A 16,133-nucleotide genomic window follows, 5' to 3' on the forward strand; every position below is an offset into this window, starting at 1 on the left:
GCCGGAGGCCGCTTGGCCAGCGCGGCGGGGACGAACGGCAGCTCGCAGCCGTCGTTGCCGACGCCGGCCACGACGAGGACGCCGTGGGCGGCGAAACGGTCGAGGACCTGCTTGACCGGTCCGGAGAGGTATGACGCGTCCTCCGCGTAGTAGCCGAGCGACAGCGACACGACGTCGACGCAGTCGCCGGGCCGGTTCTTCTCCTGGCCGCCGACGTGCCGGTTAAGCAGGGCGGTGAGCGCCGCGAGGACGTCGCCTTCCTCGGCCACACCCTCGTCGTTCATGACCGGGACGGTGAGGATCGTCGCCTCGGGACAGCCCTGTCGGATCAGGCCGGCGATGAAGGTGCCGTGCCCGAAGACCGGCGGAGCCTCGCCCGTCAGCAGGTTCATCGGCGTCGGGGCCACGGCCGTCCCCCCCGGGTCGGGCACGAGCTCGCCGTCGGAGACCGCGAGGCGCAGGACACGCTTCTTGTCCCTGAACCAGGGGTGGTCGGCGACCACGGTGTCGAGGACCGCGACGACCGGGCTGCGCGGTAAGGTCCGAGCACGGTTGGCGGGATCCTCCAGCACGACGCTGACGGGCATCCGCCCGCCACGCCCGGGCACGAGGTACTCGCTGAGCGCGTTCGAGCCGATGCCACCCCAATAGGGCACGCCGCCCCAGTACGGGATCCCGCCCCAGTAGGGGATGCCTCCCCAGTACGGGATGCCGCCCCAGTAGCCCGCGGGCCGGACGACGTGCTCGAGGCTCAACGTGTCGGCGACGCGCGGTGCGCTGTCGCGGAGGTGCTGCAGGACCGACCACGCGTCGGGCGCGGGCGCGCCGGCCCTGCGCGTCTCGAGGACGACGCTCGAGACCCAGATCTCGTCGAGGATCTCACGCTGCAGGCCGCGGGTGGCCCGGAGCCTCTCGATGCGACGCGTCGTCTTGGCGGTCATCCGGAAGGTCAGGTCGAGCGGCTCGAGCGCGGATCCCAGGGCACTGAGGCGCATGTCGCGCGTGGTCGCCGGGAAGCCGGTGACGAGCAGCCGGTTCGGGAAGTAGAGGGTCGGCGACGGCGGTTGGCCGGACGTGGTGCGAGCTGCGGTCGCGGGGTCGAGCGCGCGCAGCTGGGGCCGTTCCCCGTTGGCGTCGGGCTGGTCCGACATCGGTTGTCCTCCTGCTCTCGGCTGGTTGGCTCGAGCCTTCCACCCGCACAGAGGATTCGGGGCCGATTCTGATACACCCGCATCCGGACAAACTTCCCGAGCCCCGATGTATCAACGGGCCCTCCCGCGCCTCTGACGGGACGAGGGGGAGAGGACCGGGCCTCCCAGGGGCCGCACAGGGGGAGCGGGAGGCCCGGTACACCCCTCCCGCGCTCGATGAGGCCCCGCCGCCCGCCAGGGCACCGCAGGAAGTCGCGCGCGCCAAGACGACGCGCGGCGCCGGTCAGGCCCGCAGGTCCTCGAGCCAGGACCTGGCCTCGGCGAAGTCCCGGTCCGTCGTGCCCTCGCGGGCCTCGGTCGCCACGCCGTCGGCCCGGGGGTAGGACCCGAGGAACCGGACGTCGGCGCAGACCCGCCTGAGCCCCATGAGGGTCTCGCCCACCCGGGCATCGCGCACGTGCCCCTCGAAGTCGATGGAGAAGCAGTAGCTGCCCATCGCCTCGCCCGTCGGTCGGGACTCGAGCCGGGTCATGTTGACGCCGCGCACTGCGAACTGCTCGAGCAGCTCCAGCAGGCCGCCGGCCCGGTCGGTCTGCTGGTAGAGCACCACCGTCGTCTTGTCGGCACCGGTCGGCTCCGGCAGCGTGCCGGGTCTCGTCACCAGCGCGAACCGGGTCACGGCCGTCTTGTTGTCGCCGATGTCGCTCGCGATGACGCTGAGTCCGACGTTCGTGGCGGCGACCGGCGCACACACGGCGGCGTCGTAGACGGCCTCGGTCCCGCCGGCGAGGTCCTCGGCGGCACCCGCAGTGGAGAGCGTCGGGACGTACACCGCATCGGGGAGGTGCGCGGCCATCCACCCGCGTACCTGGGCCCAGGCGTGCGAGTGGGTGCCGACTGCGCGGACAGCGGGGAGCGCCATACCGTCCCTCGCGCAGAGGACGAACGTGATGGGGACGAGCACCTCACCGATGATGACGAGGGGCTCCCCGCTCGCCAGCGCGTCCAGGGTGGCGGAGACCCCACCTTCGACGGAGTTCTCGATGGGGACCATCGCCGCGTCGACCTCGCCGGCGCGGAGGGCGCCCAGGGCCGCCGGGACGGAGGGCTGCGGAACCCGCTCGACCGCACGCTCGCCGGCCCAGCTGTTGAGCGCCATCTCGCAGAAGGTGCCCTGGGGACCGAGATAGGCGATCCGCGTCAGCTCGTCGGGGGTGCGGGGCGTCATGAGCGGCAGGGTAGCCGCGCCGTCCTCGATCCGGCAGAGACGTCCACGAGGTGCGCGCCGCCAGCGGCCACGGCTGCGGAGGTTAGCCTGTGGGGCGTGATCCGCCGGCACCCGATCAAGTCACTCGTCGTGGCCTTGACCCTGGTGGTCGTCGCCCTCGCGTGGGCCTACGTGGCCCGACCGACGGTCCCCGTGCCGCCGACCCAGGCGCCACAGCCAGGGCAGTCTCTCGTCGTCGTCGGTGTCGGCGGCGTCTCCTGGGACGACGTGTCGGTGAGTGACACCCCCATCCTCTGGGGGCTGCTGCGCGACGGTTCCGCCGCGTCGGTCTCCGTCAAGGCTCTCCACCTGACGACCTGCCCGACCGACGGGTGGGCCACCCTCGGCGCCGGTGAGGCGGCCGGCGTCGCCTCGTCCGCCGACCGGCCCGACTGCGGTCCGCTGCCCGAGGTCACCGGGACCGCAGCGACCGGGTGGCAGGTGGCGGGCTTCGACGCGATCGCCCGGTCCTCCGCCGACGGTCCGTATGACGCTCACCTGGGCCTGCTGGGCGACAGCTTCGCCCGCGCGGGGACCTGCGTGCAGGCCGTGGGTCCGGGAGCCGCGCTCGCCGCCGCCACGTCGAACGGCCGGGTCGCCAGCTACTCCCCCTTCTCCGTCACAACCCTGACGTCCGACCTCGCGCAGTGCCCCGTCTCGCTCGTCGACGTGGGTGCGCTCCTGCAGACCGACCCCGACCACGTCAGGCAGGTCGAGCGGCTCAACTCCCTCGAGCGCCGCATCAGCCAGGTCGTGGACGCCGCACCGAACGGCGCCGACATCGTCGTCGTCGGGTTGTCGGACCGCGACCGCCAGGAGCGGCTACGCGTCCTGGCCGCGAGCGGCCCGCACTACCCGCCGGGGCTGCTCGCCTCGGCCTCGACGCGCCTGACGGGGATCGCGCAGCTCTCCGACGTCAGCGCGACGATCCTCGCGCGAGGGGGCGCCACTCCCGTCCAGGAGATCGGCGGGCGCGCACTCAGCGTCATACCGTCCCCGAACAACAGCGAGTCGACGGCGGCGAGCAAGCTCACGGTGCTCACGGATCTCGACACGAAGGCGGACGCGAAGCAGGCCATCGAGGTCCCGTTCCTGCTGCTCTGGCTCGTCACTGCGTTCGTGCTCTTCGTCGCCCTCGGCATCGCCTGGCGGCGCGCCCGGCCCTGGTCGGTCGTGACGACCCGACTGCGCGTCGCCCGGTGGGCGGCCGTCGTCGGACTGGTCAGCGCGGCCATGCCGGCGGCGACGTTCCTCGCCAACCTGGTGCCGTGGTGGCGGGTGTCCGGAGAGACGTGGGTGCTCGTCGCGGTCTTCACGGCTCTCGTGCTCGCCATGGCGGTCATCCTCGCCGCGATCGCCGTCCAGGGCCCGTGGGGCAGCTCGGCCCTCGGCCCGGTCGCGACGCTGTCGGCGATCACGGCCGCGGTCATCGGGGTCGACCTCATCACGGGCTCGCACCTGCAGATCGGCTCGATCTTCGGGCTGCAGCCCCTGGTCGGTGGACGGTTCTACGGGATGGGCAACGTCGCCTTCGCCCTCTACGGGGCCGGGGTCCTCGTGCTGTGCGCCGCCCTCGCCCACGGCCTTCGGCGCCGCGGCGCCCCCCGCCTGGCCATCGCCGTCGTCGCGGTCATCTCGATCGTCGCCCTCGCCGTCGACGTGCTGCCCGCCTGGGGTGCGGACTTCGGCGGCCCGCTGGCACTCGTGCCCGCGCTCGGGATCCTGCTCCTGTCGGTCTCGGGGCTTCGCACGTCGATCCGCAGCCTCGTCCTCGTCGGGTTCGCTGCCGTGCTGGTCGTCGGCGTGGTGTCGTTTGTCGACTGGCTCCGGCCGCCAGCCGAGCGCGCACACCCGGGACGGTTCGTCCAGAGCCTCATCGACGGCGGAGCCTGGCCGATCATCTCCCGCAAGTTCTTCGCCAACATCGAGCTGGGTCTCGCGATGCCGGTCCTCTTCGCCCTCGTGACGCTCGCGCTGATCCCGTTCATCCTCATCGCCTTCCGGCCGGGGCTGCTGGGGACGGGCACGTTCGGTCGCCTCTGCGAGGAGGCGCCGCTGCTGCGCGTGGGCCTGATCGGGGTCGTCGTCATGGCCGTGATCGGGTTCCTCACAAACGACTCCGGTATCGCGATCCCGCCGGTCGCCGCGATCTTCGTCGTGCCCGGCATCATCGCCGCGACGGCGCACTTCACGATCATCGAGGAACGGCGCAAACCGGTGAAGCGACGCAGCGACCGCCACATCCTCTGACCGGAGCCCTCGCAACGATGGCGAGCCGGGCGCGGTCGCCGGCGGGACGAGCACCCTCCAGGAGAGGGTGGCGCCGCGGTCAGTCGACGGGTGCCAGCCGGCGCCGCAGCCGGCGCACGGCCAAGGCGAGGGCGACGTCCCGGTACTGGGCGGCCCGGTGCACCTGGCCCCGCCAGTCGGCTCCGGTCACGCGGTGCTGCAGCTCGCACGCCACCTCGCGCACGACGAGGCCCGCGTCGAGGACGTCGACCGACATGCCGACCTCGACGCCCCAGCCGCGGGCGAAGGGCGTGGCGGCCGCGACCGCCTCGGGTGACAGGCACCGCATCCCCGACAGGGGCTGCAGGGGGGACCACCCGGTGAGCTCCTCGATCCCCCGCCGGGCCAGCCCGACGACGAGGCCGTGGCCGCCGCCGGCCGTCCGCTGGGGCGGCAGGGTCGCGATGGCGAGGTCGACCTCGCCGTCGACGACGGGCTCGACGAGGACGTGCAGCTCGGCGGCCGACTCCTCGAGGTCGGCGTCGACGAAGAGCACGGCCACCCGATCCGGCAGGCGGCCCACGCGACGCAGCCCGGCCGCACGGCCGAGGCCGCTCATCATGGCGTCCGCCTTGCCGTGGTTGCGGGAGTGCCGGACGAGCTCGGCGCCGGCGTCGACGGCGAGGTCGGCCGTCCGGTCCGACGACCCGTCGTCGACGACGATGACGGCCGAGACACGCGGCAGGTCACGAGCGGCCGCCACGGTCGCCGCAATCCGTTCCGCCTCGTCCTTGGCGGGCACCACCGCGACGACGGCCTCGACGGGCGCCGGCCCCGCACCCAGTGCTGCGTCCACCGACCCGGTCACGGGATCCGCGGACCCGCGGGCCGCCTCCCCCGACCCGCTCACCTGGTCCTCCGTCCCGCGGTCGGCCTCCGCCGACGCGCTCAGCGGAGCGTCACCTGACGGTTCGTGAGCCCGGCGCGGGCGCCGCGCTCCTCGGCACTGAGTAGCTCGGTTCGCGCTGCGGCCGCCTCGATGCGCTCGCGCATCTGCGCGACCGGGACGTCGAAGTCGCTCGCCTCCGATGAGGGGTCGACCTCCCAGACGGGGATGAGCAGACCACTCGAGCGGAAGCAGCCGAGGAGGCGACCGTCGTCGCCAAGGACGCTCTCGCCGGCGGCGTGCAGCCGCGCCAGCGCGGTCGTCGCGGCGTCCTCGTCCTGAGGCAGGACCCAGCGGACATAGGTGCGGTCGCCGATGCGGCACCAGTAGCACGAGGGCGCGGTGGTGATCCGGGTGGTGGGGATCGCCGACTCGTTGGCCCGCTCGAGCGACTCCTTGGCGTCCGCGTCGAGATCGGTGTCACCGACCCAGAACTCGAACCCCTCGTGGACGGTCACCTCCAGCGGAGCCGACAGGTCGATCAGGTCCTGCAGCCGCGGCGTCTCGGACGTCGAGAGCGGCAGCGTCGGCACCGGGTGCCCCAGCTCGGCCGCGACGCTGAGGAGGAGCGCCTGCGCGATGTCGCGACTCGTGTCGCCACTGGCGCTGCCCGACTGGATGCCGACGAGGACCTCGCCGGACTCGCGGTGCAGGCCCGGCCAGGCGAGGGGCAGCACGGTCGCAATGGTGACCGTCTCGGGCGCCCCCTCGGGTGCCTTCCCCTCGGCGAACCGGACGGCCGCCGTCGCGGCGGGGACGATCTCCCGCATGGCGACCCATTCGGTCTCGTCGGGCAGGCCCTCGAAGGGCCGGGCGACGAAGGGTGCCGGTCGGGAGGCGCGCTCGGGGCGCGCGGTGCGGGAACGTCGAGAAGCCTTGCCCATGGGAGGCAACCCTAGTGGGCGGCAGCGGGCGACGAGCGCGCGGTGAGCGGCATACGGGAGGTGTCAGTGGGTGCGGCGTCGCGACGGGCCGCCGAGCGAGGCCCACACGGTGTGGCCACCGCCCTCGTCCACCACGCCCCACTCGTGCGCGAGCGACCGGACGATCCGCAGCCCACGGCCGCTCGGGCCCCACGTCGTCCGGGGCGAAGGCCTCGGTGCCGTCTCGCCGCCGCCGTCGGTCACCTCGACCTCGACAACGTTGTTCTTCACCTTCCAGTGCACGCGGATGGCTCCATCAGAGAGAGGCCTGGCGTGACGGACGGCGTTCGCGACGAGCTCGCTCACGACGATCTCCGCCTCCGCGATGACGTCCTCACTGACTCCCCGCCCCGAGAGGTCCTCGACGAGCGTGCGCCGGATCTTCGGGGCCGCCGAGGGCGCCCACGGGATCCGAACTGTCCGCTTGTCGGTCGTTGGGGGCGAAACGCTGTTCTTGCCGTGGCTCCGCTCCCCCTGCGTGCTCGCCACTTCCCCTCCTCAGTGCCGGCTCGCTGGCTTGGATTCGCACGTTAACGAACCGGCTCACTCTCCACAATGCCCAAATCGGGTGTTTCGGCAACGATGAAGCCGTATGGGGCTATCTAGCCTTCACGCTAGACGACTGGATACGCGGCAAGCCATCTCGAGACACTCCCCAATCGGCACCGAGCCGATATATCGTTGGCATATCGCGACTGTGTTGCAGGAGGCCACAGTCCGGACTCGAGGAGGAGTCATGACCGAACCGAACGAGGGCCAGGGCCCATGGGGCGGCGGCTGGGGCGGCCGAGGCCGCGGTGGCGGCGGCTGGGGCGGCGGCTGGGGTGGCGGACCGCCCTGGGGCCCACCCGGCTGGGGTGGCGGCGGGGGTCACCGACACGGACCCCCGCCGTGGATCCGGGACATCATCCGCAGCTTCGGCGGCCCTGACCTCGCGCCCCCGCGGCGGGCGAAGGTCCGGCGGGGAGACGTGCGCTCGGCCGTCCTCGCCGTGCTCGCCGAGGAGTCGATGAACGGCTACCAGATCATCCAGCAGATCGGCGAGCGCACCGGCGGCGCGTGGAAGCCGAGCCCGGGCTCGGTCTACCCCACCATCCAGCAGCTCGAGGACGAGGGCCTCATCATCGGCTTCGAGTCGGGCGGCCGGAGGATCCTGCGGCTCACGGACGAGGGCCGGCAGTACGTCGAGGAGCATGATGACGAGCTCGGCGAGACCTGGGAGCCGTTCCAGGCCGGTCACGGCCGCTCGGAGCGGAGCCACGGCGTGGGCGGGGACTTCGAGCGGGTCATCGGTCAGGTCATCGGAGCCGTCTGGCAGGTCATGGTGAGCGGCACGGAGCAGCAGCGGGCGGAGGCGGCCGACATCCTCGCCGACACCCGCCGCCGCCTCTACGGCCTGCTCGCCGACGAGGAGGAGGCGTCGGAAAGCACCGACACAGCGGAGTGAGTCAGGCTCGGGGGCGCTCCGTGACACCTCGGTCCGGAGCGCCCCGCTCACGTGCCGGGACGCCGACGTGGCATGCCCGGCCAAGTCGCGGTGCTCTTTTGGATAACCCACGAGTAATGCCGAGTGCAAGCCTCGACTGCTCCCAGCGTTTGCCCAACCATGGAGTTAGGTATCCGCGATCCGAGGAGCCCACATGCAAGACGAGTCCAGCGGGGTACTTGACGAGCTGATCCCGGCCCTGCACGAGCACATGACCACGCTGCGCAAGGAGATCCGCACCCTGCGGTGGGCCGATTCGGCTGCCGAGGAGGACCTTTACGAGCGATTCCTCGCCCACATGGAGGCTGCTCAGCAAGAGCTGCGAACCGCCGAGGAGGAGGTCCTCACCCAGCAGCGCCAGCTCCAGGCTCTGCTGCAGGAGCACCGCAACCGGCAGTGGCTGCACGAGAGACTCGTCTCCATGTTGCCGCTGCCCGTTGTCAGGACCGACGACAATGGCCTGATCCGCGGTGTCAATCCCGCGGCTGCGGCACTGCTCGACGCTCCGGTCGACCGCTTGGTGCACAAGCCGATCCAGGCCTTCGTCGAGACGAGCGAGCGGGAAGGCCTGCGGCGAGACCTCGGCGAGTGCGCGGTGACACAGGGACAGCTCCGCCGCGTCGTGACGCTCACGACCGATCGAGACAAGCCGCAGCAGGCGGAGCTCATCGCCACCGCCACGGGCGAGACCGGCCGGACTGAGGTCACCTGCCTGATCTTGACCCCAACGAGCGCCCCGGCCGTTGACCTGCGTGGTCCGCTTGTGCTCGCGCTGACCGAGCTGACCCTGATCCCGGTGCACGCCGAGGAGGAGCACGAGGTGCTCAGCCGGGTGGCCCGAATCTGCCAGTCCGTCATGGGACCAGGCACGTCGGTCACGGTGTCAGTGGGCGACCCCAACAACCCCAAGGCGCTCGCGAGCACCGACAGGATCGCGCAACAGGTCGACGGCGCCCTGATCGCCGCCGGTGAGGGGCCGTCTCACAACGCCTGGCTGACGAAGTCCCTGGTGTGGTCCGCTGATCTGGTCAGAGACCCTCGGTGGCCCAGCCTCTCCCACTACCTGCAGGGCGAGGAGGCGAGGACCGTTCTCGCACTGCCGGTTCAGGTCGGCGACGAGCTCTTCGGTGTCGTCAACGTGTACAACGTCGACATCGAGCATGAGCCGCAGTATGTCGAGGCGATCGGGATCTTGCCCACCGCCATCGCTGCCGTCCTCCACGAGCTCGGTGTCAGAGCCGAGCTGCAGTCGCTGAGCGACAACCTCCGTATCGCGCTCGACAACCGGGCGGTCATCGAGCAGGCCAAGGGAGTCCTCATGGGGCAGCACAGGTACTCAGCCGACGAGGCGTTCCACGAGTTGACGGAGCGAAGCATGCACCGGAACGAGAAGCTGCGGGTGGTCGCGAGGGAGGTGGTTCGCGCCGCGATGCGTGACCAGCCGTGACCCGCTCGACCTGAAGGGCCCCGGCCTGGGTGCGGCAGGATGGCGGGATGAGTGCGTCCCGGATCCCTGTGGCCGGCCGGCCGGGCCCCGACCCGTCACCGATGGTGGGCTAGTCCGGTGACCCGGCTACCGCCGTACCTCACCGCCACGCGTGCCGAGCTCGACGTGGAACGCGTCGACTTCGCCGACGAGGACGTGCACTTCACGGAGGCGGTGGCCGCCGCGGTCATCGAGGCACTGTCCGGAACGGACGACCTCGTCCTCGACCCTTTCGCCGGCTTCGGCACGAGCCTCGTCGTGGCGGCGCGGCTGGGACGTCGGGCTGTCGGCGTCGAGCTGCTTCCCGAACGCGTCGCAGCCTGCCGGGAGCGTGCGCCCGGCGCGATCGTCATCGAGGGCGATGCGCGCGGCCTGCATCGTCTCGTGACCGGCCCCGTCGACCTCTGCCTGACCTCGCCGCCCTATCGCACCGCGAACGACCATCCCGAGGACCCACTCACGGCATACGAGCTGGTCGGCGGCGACTACGAGTCCTATCTCATCGCGCTCACCGACATCGGGAGCACGGTGGCCCGCCTGCTCCGACCCGGCGGACATCTCGTGCTCAACGTGGCGAACATGCGCCATGACGGTCAGACGACCACCCTCGCCTGGGACGTCGCGAAGGCGCTCGACGGCGTGCTGAGCTTCATCAGCGAGACGGTCATCCTCTGGGACGAGCTGCCGCACGACTTCACGGGTGACTACCTGCTGACGTTCCGCCGCGAAGTCTGAGCAGGCAGCCCCTCACCCCTCAGGGTGTGGGCTCGGTCGTGGGCCCATCCTGGCTGGTGGGCGCCGGACCCCTCGACTCAGGTGCCTGGGTCGTCGGCGCCTGGGTCGGCGTCTGCGAGGGCGTCGCCTCGCCGACCGATGCGGACGAGCTCGGCTCATGGCTCGCGCGCGGCGAGACCGTCGCCGTGTCGGTGGCGGCGGAGTCGGGAGTCGTCGCCGACGGAGCCGGCGTCCGCGCCCGGTCGCGCTGCGGGGTCGACCCGCCGGAGGGGTTGAACGCCGCGCCGAGCGACGTGCCGCCACGGGAGGAGTCCGAGATCGGGTGTCCCAGCACCCCCTCGACACCGGTGATGGCGCCCAGGGCCAGCGCGGCGCCCACGATGACTCCCAGCACCACGCGCGGCCGCCACCTGCGCCGGTCCGCGGGCCGCGGCGGACCCGTGACGACCTTCGGCTCGCTGGACGCGGCCCCGCTCACGGGTACGGGCCGCAGCACGCGCAGCCGGCGTCCCGCCCGCCGGAGCGACTGGCTGTAGATCGCGGAGGCGATCGTCGCGACGATCGAGCCGACGCAGGCACCGATGATGGTCCCGGCAACACCGAGGAAGCTGGCCGCAAGCGCTGAGGTGGCGGCCGCGAGGGCGCTGCCGGCGACCTGCGCGGTGCTCAGCCCGAAGAACCGGTCGGCGGGCCGGGCTGCCTCGGACGAAGGGGCGTCAGGGGAAGGAGGGGAAGAGGTCGAGGGCATGGCGTCTGGCTCTGTGCTTGGGATCGATGGACAGGTGCCGCCGCCGTTGCCGGACCCGACCAGTGTAGGCGCCGGCCCCGCGGCAACCGGCCATCGTGGGCGACTGCAGAGGCGGACATGGTGACGCAGGGCCGACTACCTCAGGCACGCGTCCGCGGGTGCCCACCGGGTCTGAGGTAGCTCATTGCGACGCGAATACGCACGACGCCCGATGTGACGGCCTACCTCAGGAGCCGACGGTTGAGGAGTCAGCAACCGAACGGCAGAGGAGCCACCATGAACATCCCCGGAGACATCACCTTCGCCAAGGCCGAGATGGACTATCGCTACGGCCTGCGCGACCGGCACCGGGACCGGCCCGAGTCATCGCTCGCCGTCATCGCCCGCACGATGCGGAGGCAGCGGTGGGAGGAGAGCCACCCGGGCCGCACCCGCTGAGGACCGGCCGTGTCCACGCAGCCGCCGCGACTGTCGGAGGGCTCCCGGATACTGGGTCACATGCCCTTCAGGACGGGAGCCCTCCTCGGACGGGACGACGATGTCGAGCGGCTCGCTGCCGCCATCGGGCTCGAGCAACCCGATGGCGGCAGTGTCGTGCTGTCCGGGGACGCCGGCATCGGCAAGTCGCGCCTCATCGCGCGGCTGCTCGACGACGCCGCCGAGCGTGGCTGGCGGACCGCGGTGGGGCACTGCGTGGGACAGGCCGGCAGCGCCCTCGTGTACCTGCCCTTCGTCGAGCTCGTGACGGCGCTCGAGGCCGACTCGCCGGAGGTCGTCAAGCGGGTTGCTGCGCTCCACCCCGCGCTCGACCATCTGTTGCCCGGCTCGGGACATCGTCCGCAGGCGGGCGCCGTCATCGACCCCGGCGGCGTCGCTGCGGCCATCCACGCCCTCCTCACCGCCCTGGGCGCCGACCGCCCGACGCTTGTCGTCATCGAGGACGTGCACTGGGCCGACCACTCCTCACGCGACCTGCTCACCCTGCTCCTCACGCGCGGGTTCACCGCCCCGATCGGCCTCGTCGTCAGCTACCGCTCGGACGACCTGCACCGGCGCCACCCGCTCCACGAGACGCTGGCCGTGTGGGCGCGCATCGCCGGGGTGGAGCATGTCGAGCTCGATGGTCTCAGCGATGCTGCGGTGCACGAGCTCGTCGCCGCTCTCGAGGGTGCGCAGCTTGCCGAGCCGCTCGCCGCGGAGGTCGTGCGGCGCGCCGACGGCAACCCGTTCTTCGCCGAGGAGCTCGCCGCCAGCGCGGTCGCGGGGCATGGCCTGTCAGGAGGACTGGCCCGGGTGCTCCGCTCCCGGGTCGAGGCGCTGCCCGAGGACGCTCAGCTCGTGGTTGCCGCCGTCGCGGTGGGGGCACGCCAGATCGGTCATGACCTGCTGTCTCGGGTGGTCGACCTGCCGGAGGACCGCCTCGACGCCGCGCTCGCCGCAGCCGTCGAGCATCACGTGCTCGAGACGGGCTGGCCGCCGGCCTACGCCTTCCGGCACGCGCTGCTCGGCGAAGCCGTCGCGGACGCGCTGCTGCCCGGCGAGCGGCTGAGACTGCACCGCTCGTACGCCGCTGTGCTGGCGGAGCACCCCGCGCTCGGTCGCGCGTCCGAGCTGGCCCGCCACGCCGCCGCCTCGGGTGACGTCGCCACGGCCGTGGCCGCGAGCCGGGCGGCCGCCCAGTCGGCGTTGTCCATGGGCGGGCCGTACGACGCGCTGCAGCACCTCGAACGCGTGCTGGGCTGGCTCGACGAGGACGATCCGCTGCGCGACGAGGTGACCATGGGCGCGTCGGACGCCGCCCTGCTCGCCGGCGACTCGCTCCGCGCCGTAGACCTGATCCGAGACCGCCTCGAGCACCCTGGCCGAGTCCAGTCACCGCAGGTGCGCGCCGAGCTGCTCGCCCGCTATGTGCTCGGGCTGCGGGTACTCGACCTGCCGCACGACCCGTTGAGCCTGACCGAGGAGGCGTTGGGGCTCGTCGGTCCGGAGCCCAGCGAGGCGCGGGTCCGCGTCCTCACGGCCAGGCTCCAGGCCATCGTCGATCGCGAGGGCGCGTCAGACCCGGTTGGGGCGGCAGCCGAGATCACCGCCCTCACCGAGGAGATCACCCGGCTGGCCGAGCTGCTCGAGCTGCCACGGACGACCGCCGAGGTGCGCACCATCCTCGTCCGCCTCGTCGAGCGCCGCCAGGACCTCACGGCCGTCGAGGAACAGCTGCGGGTGTTGCTCGCACAGGCCGCAGACGACGACCCCGTTCGGGTGCGGGTCCTGCACCGGCTCGGTTCGGTGCAGTACCGGCGCGGCGAGCTCGGGGCCGCTCTCACGACGTACGACGAGGGCGCCCGTGTCGCCCGCCGTCTGCACATCGAGCGGGCTCCGTTCGCCCTCGAGTGCCAGCTCCTCGGTGGCCTGCTCGCCTACCAGCTCGGGGACTGGGACGGCGCCCTTGCACGCTGGGACGTCGGCCACGAGCCGATGGCCGAGACGACGCGGCTCTACTTCCTCGGGTCCCGGCTGGCCGTCGCGGCGGGTCGGGGCGAGCCGCTCGACCGACAGGTGCTCGCGGCGCTGCGGGGCTCCTGGTGGGTCGACGGCATCACCGCCGTCTACAGCGTCGTCGCCGTCGACCTGCTCGGGCAGGAGGGCCAGATCGACGAGGCCCTCGACCTCGCGACCGACGTCCTCTCCACCCTCGACGCCCTCTGGGGCCCGCGCGTGCACCTGCCCATCCGCCTCTGCGCGCTCGTCGCCGGCCAGGGCGCCCGGGTCGCGCTGACTGCCGAGCCTCGGCTGCGCCGACGGATGCTCGACGTCACGGCGATCCTCATTGCCCGCGCCGAGAGCCTCACCGTGTCGCCAGACACCGACGTCGAGTCGTGGGCCTGGCTCGCGCGGGCCCGCGCCGAGTCGCTCCGGCTGCGTTGGCTGCTGGCCGACACGGAGCAGGCCGACTCCGACGTGACGGCAGAGCAGCTCGTCGACGCGTGGTCCACGAGCCTGGTCGCCTTCGAGCGCTACGGCGACGTCTTCGAGACGGCTCGGTCGCGTGCCGGGCTCGCCACCGCGCTCCATGCCGCGGGCGACGACGCCGGCGCGCGTGAGCAGATCGAGGCGGCCCGAGTCGTCGCCGCGCGCCTCGGGGCCCGGCCCCTCCTCGGCGCGCTGGACGGCGTCCTGCCGCGCGGGTCCGCGGTGAGCGGCATACCTGATCTCACGCCCCGCGAGACCGAGGTGCTGGCGCTCGTCGCGCGTGGACTCAGCAACGGCCAGATCGGCCGGCAGCTGTTCATCAGCACGAAGACGGTGAGCGTCCACGTCTCCAACGTCCTGGCAAAGCTCGGCGCCGCGAGCCGCACCGAGGCGGCCTCGATCGCCCGCGAACGGCACCTCCTCCCCTGACGTCGGGCCCGCTCACCCGAGGTGCCCGGGGTCGGCCGCCTGACTCCTCAGGACGGACGGAGTGAGGTCGGCGATTGCCCGGGAGCCGGCCACTCGGGTTACGCTTGCAACTGCAGATAGTTGAACCAGCAACTACATCACCGCTGGCGGTGCCAGGAGGAGGCGACCATGGGCAGGCAGCGCCCGACGACCGATCGACAGGCGAGGGTGGCGGCGATCCGCGCCGAGGAACGGCGAAAGGACCGGCGCGGCAAGCTCCTCGTCTACGGCACGACGGCCGCACTCGTCGCGGGGCTCGTGACCGCCGTTGCCATCCCGGTCGTGGGCGAGGCGGGCGACCGCGCGGCCCTCGAGGCGCGTGCGAGCGCGCCCATCGACGGGGTCGTGCAGGTCGCGGACCTGAGCCGCAACCACGTCGAGGGCAAGGTCACCTATGACACGTCGCCCCCCGTCGGTGGCGACCACCACCCCGTGTGGCTCAACTGTGGTGTCTACGACAAGCCGGTCCCCGAGGAGCACGCAGTCCACTCCCTCGAGCATGGCAGCGTGTGGATCACGTACGACCCCGCACTGCCAGCCGCCGAGGTGACGAAGCTGACCTCGAAGGCGCAAGGCGAGGCGTACGTGCTCGTCAGCCCCTACGAGGGGCAGAAGTCGCCGATCGTCTTGACTGCATGGGGCCACCAGCTCGGGGTGGACACCGCCGACGACCAGCGGATCGACCCGTTCCTCGTCCGGTACCTGCAGGGCGAGCAGACCCCGGAGCCGGGCGCCGTCTGCCACAGCGGCATCGGCTCCCCGGCCGCCTGATCACATGCGGCCTCGTCCGGTCGTCGTCGCGACCATCGGAGTCCTGGTCGCGCTCGGGGTCGTCGCCGGGCTGCTCGCGGGCGCACGGCTCGGCGGCGTCGCCGCCGGGAAGGCGCCGGCAGAGGGCTCCGTGGACGTCGGGTTCGCCCGGGACATGCAAGCGCATCACGACCAGGCCGTCCACATGTCCACCCTCGTGCGTGAGCGAACAGATGACCCGGAGATCGGCAGCATGGCCCTCGACATCGCGCTGACGCAGCAGCACCAGTCGGGTCAGATGTACGCCTGGCTGGAGCAGTGGGGCCATCCGCAGCGCTCCGCGGCGGCGGTCATGTCGTGGATGAAGGGGCACGACCACCATTCGAGCGGTTCTACCGCCACCACCGGCGCCCTCATGCCCGGGATGGCGTCCCCGAAGGAGCTGGCGGCCCTCGGTGCCGCAACCGGCATCGAGGCCGAGCGTCTCTTCCTCCGGCTCATGATCGACCACCACGAGGCGGGAGTGGCGATGGCCGCCTACGCGGCGCGCCAGGCAGAGGAGCCGGCCGTGCGCCGGCTCGCCCGCTCCATGTCGGAGGCACAGCAGGCCGAGATCGCGGTGCTGCAGGACCTGCTCAAGGGACGTGAGGGGAACGCCACCCGAACAGGTTGAGGTGATCCAGTCGGGCTGCAGGGCACCCCGGTCTGGACGCCAAGGTGATCCACACGACGCGTGGGGAGTTCTCCCCATTCCTCCTGCCATCGGTACTCCCCTAGCGTGCGGCGTGGGAGGGACCGAACCAGGGAGAGCTCATGTGTGACATCCACGATTCCCCTACGGCCGCAAGCGTGGCGCGACGCACCCCTGCTGCGCGGCGCCGGCGGGCTGGTGCTCGGCGGCGGGATCATCGCGGCCGGCGCAACCGCGGCGCAGGCGGCGACATCGCAGAACGGCTGGTCGGCGGGCTCGTCGA

14 protein-coding genes are annotated in these 16,133 nt (G+C 72.2%); 8 read left to right on the forward strand and 6 right to left on the reverse strand.

All coding sequences use genetic code 11. The annotated features are described in order from the left end of the window. Window positions 1–1,151, reverse strand: a 1,151-nt coding sequence (locus ACTHJJ_RS04720) for a S8 family serine peptidase (RefSeq protein ID WP_440301781.1), incomplete at its 3' end; no start/stop codon positions are given. 283 nt (window positions 1,152–1,434) lie between these two features. Then, window positions 1,435–2,379: a prephenate dehydratase gene (gene pheA / locus ACTHJJ_RS04725; RefSeq protein WP_440301782.1), complete on the reverse strand. Its 945-nt coding sequence runs from the start codon at window positions 2,377–2,379 to the stop codon at window positions 1,435–1,437. Window positions 2,380–2,475: 96 nt separating this feature from the next. On the opposite strand from pheA, the gene ACTHJJ_RS04730 reads away from it, so the two are divergent. Next, window positions 2,476–4,668: a hypothetical protein gene (locus ACTHJJ_RS04730; RefSeq protein WP_440301783.1), complete on the forward strand. Its 2,193-nt coding sequence runs from the start codon at window positions 2,476–2,478 to the stop codon at window positions 4,666–4,668. Between the two features lie 79 nt (window positions 4,669–4,747). On the opposite strand, the gene ACTHJJ_RS04735 is transcribed toward ACTHJJ_RS04730, so the two are convergent. From ACTHJJ_RS04735 to ACTHJJ_RS04745, 3 genes are all read right to left on the reverse strand, one after another. Beyond that, window positions 4,748–5,557 carry a glycosyltransferase gene (locus ACTHJJ_RS04735; protein ID WP_440301784.1) on the reverse strand — a complete coding sequence of 270 codons (810 nt, stop codon included), beginning with the start codon at window positions 5,555–5,557 and terminating at the stop codon, window positions 4,748–4,750. A 38-nt stretch (window positions 5,558–5,595) separates the two neighbouring features. Continuing rightward, window positions 5,596–6,477, reverse strand: coding sequence for a DUF5926 family protein (locus tag ACTHJJ_RS04740; protein WP_440301785.1), 882 nt, complete (start codon window positions 6,475–6,477; stop codon window positions 5,596–5,598). Between the two features lie 63 nt (window positions 6,478–6,540). Further along, complete coding sequence (locus ACTHJJ_RS04745) at window positions 6,541–7,005, reverse strand: ATP-binding protein (RefSeq protein ID WP_440301786.1); 465 nt, start codon at window positions 7,003–7,005, stop codon at window positions 6,541–6,543. A 247-nt stretch (window positions 7,006–7,252) separates the two neighbouring features. Between ACTHJJ_RS04745 and ACTHJJ_RS04750 the strand changes: the two genes are divergently transcribed. The 3 genes from ACTHJJ_RS04750 to ACTHJJ_RS04760 all read left to right on the forward strand — a co-directional run bounded on the left by ACTHJJ_RS04750 (window position 7,253) and on the right by ACTHJJ_RS04760 (window position 10,223). Continuing rightward, complete coding sequence (locus ACTHJJ_RS04750; RefSeq protein WP_440301787.1) at window positions 7,253–7,963, forward strand: PadR family transcriptional regulator; 711 nt, start codon at window positions 7,253–7,255, stop codon at window positions 7,961–7,963. 193 nt (window positions 7,964–8,156) lie between these two features. Beyond that, complete coding sequence (locus ACTHJJ_RS04755) at window positions 8,157–9,449, forward strand: GAF and ANTAR domain-containing protein (protein WP_440301788.1); 1,293 nt, start codon at window positions 8,157–8,159, stop codon at window positions 9,447–9,449. A gap of 117 nt (window positions 9,450–9,566) precedes the next feature. Further along, window positions 9,567–10,223, forward strand: coding sequence for a TRM11 family SAM-dependent methyltransferase (locus ACTHJJ_RS04760; protein WP_440301789.1), 657 nt, complete (start codon window positions 9,567–9,569; stop codon window positions 10,221–10,223). Between the two features lie 19 nt (window positions 10,224–10,242). On the opposite strand, the gene ACTHJJ_RS04765 is transcribed toward ACTHJJ_RS04760, so the two are convergent. Then, complete coding sequence (locus tag ACTHJJ_RS04765; protein WP_440301790.1) at window positions 10,243–10,971, reverse strand: hypothetical protein; 729 nt, start codon at window positions 10,969–10,971, stop codon at window positions 10,243–10,245. A 276-nt stretch (window positions 10,972–11,247) separates the two neighbouring features. Between ACTHJJ_RS04765 and ACTHJJ_RS04770 the strand changes: the two genes are divergently transcribed. The 4 genes from ACTHJJ_RS04770 to ACTHJJ_RS04785 all read left to right on the forward strand — a co-directional run bounded on the left by ACTHJJ_RS04770 (window position 11,248) and on the right by ACTHJJ_RS04785 (window position 15,832). Then, window positions 11,248–11,409 carry a hypothetical protein gene (locus tag ACTHJJ_RS04770; protein ID WP_440301791.1) on the forward strand — a complete coding sequence of 54 codons (162 nt, stop codon included), beginning with the start codon at window positions 11,248–11,250 and terminating at the stop codon, window positions 11,407–11,409. Between the two features lie 60 nt (window positions 11,410–11,469). Then, window positions 11,470–14,370 (forward strand): helix-turn-helix transcriptional regulator, encoded by a 2,901-nt coding sequence (locus tag ACTHJJ_RS04775; RefSeq protein WP_440301792.1) that lies wholly within the window; start codon window positions 11,470–11,472, stop codon window positions 14,368–14,370. 168 nt (window positions 14,371–14,538) lie between these two features. Continuing rightward, a complete protein-coding gene (locus tag ACTHJJ_RS04780) occupies window positions 14,539–15,180 on the forward strand; it encodes a DUF3105 domain-containing protein (RefSeq protein ID WP_440301793.1) in 642 nt (213 codons plus the stop codon). Window positions 15,181–15,184: 4 nt separating this feature from the next. After that, on the forward strand, window positions 15,185–15,832 hold the full coding sequence (locus ACTHJJ_RS04785) for a DUF305 domain-containing protein (RefSeq protein ID WP_440301794.1): 648 nt from the start codon (window positions 15,185–15,187) through the stop codon (window positions 15,830–15,832). Window positions 15,833–16,133 lie beyond the last annotated feature (301 nt).

This window comes from Intrasporangium sp., assembly GCF_051961875.1.
GTDB lineage: Bacteria > Actinomycetota > Actinomycetes > Actinomycetales > Dermatophilaceae > Intrasporangium_A.

Bases quoted from the DNA above. Each gene is read 5' to 3' on its own strand.
- ACTHJJ_RS04785 (WP_440301794.1), top strand. From the start codon at position 15,185: ATGCGGCCTCGTCCGGTCGTCGTCGCGACCATCGGAGTCCTGGTCGCG.
- ACTHJJ_RS04750 (WP_440301787.1), top strand. From the start codon at position 7,253: ATGACCGAACCGAACGAGGGCCAGGGCCCATGGGGCGGCGGCTGGGGC.
- ACTHJJ_RS04780 (WP_440301793.1), top strand. From the start codon at position 14,539: ATGGGCAGGCAGCGCCCGACGACCGATCGACAGGCGAGGGTGGCGGCG.
- ACTHJJ_RS04770 (WP_440301791.1), top strand. From the start codon at position 11,248: ATGAACATCCCCGGAGACATCACCTTCGCCAAGGCCGAGATGGACTAT.
- ACTHJJ_RS04775 (WP_440301792.1), top strand. From the start codon at position 11,470: ATGCCCTTCAGGACGGGAGCCCTCCTCGGACGGGACGACGATGTCGAG.
- ACTHJJ_RS04755 (WP_440301788.1), top strand. From the start codon at position 8,157: ATGCAAGACGAGTCCAGCGGGGTACTTGACGAGCTGATCCCGGCCCTG.
- pheA (WP_440301782.1), bottom strand. From the start codon at position 2,379: ATGACGCCCCGCACCCCCGACGAGCTGACGCGGATCGCCTATCTCGGT.
- ACTHJJ_RS04765 (WP_440301790.1), bottom strand. From the start codon at position 10,971: ATGCCCTCGACCTCTTCCCCTCCTTCCCCTGACGCCCCTTCGTCCGAG.
- ACTHJJ_RS04740 (WP_440301785.1), bottom strand. From the start codon at position 6,477: ATGGGCAAGGCTTCTCGACGTTCCCGCACCGCGCGCCCCGAGCGCGCC.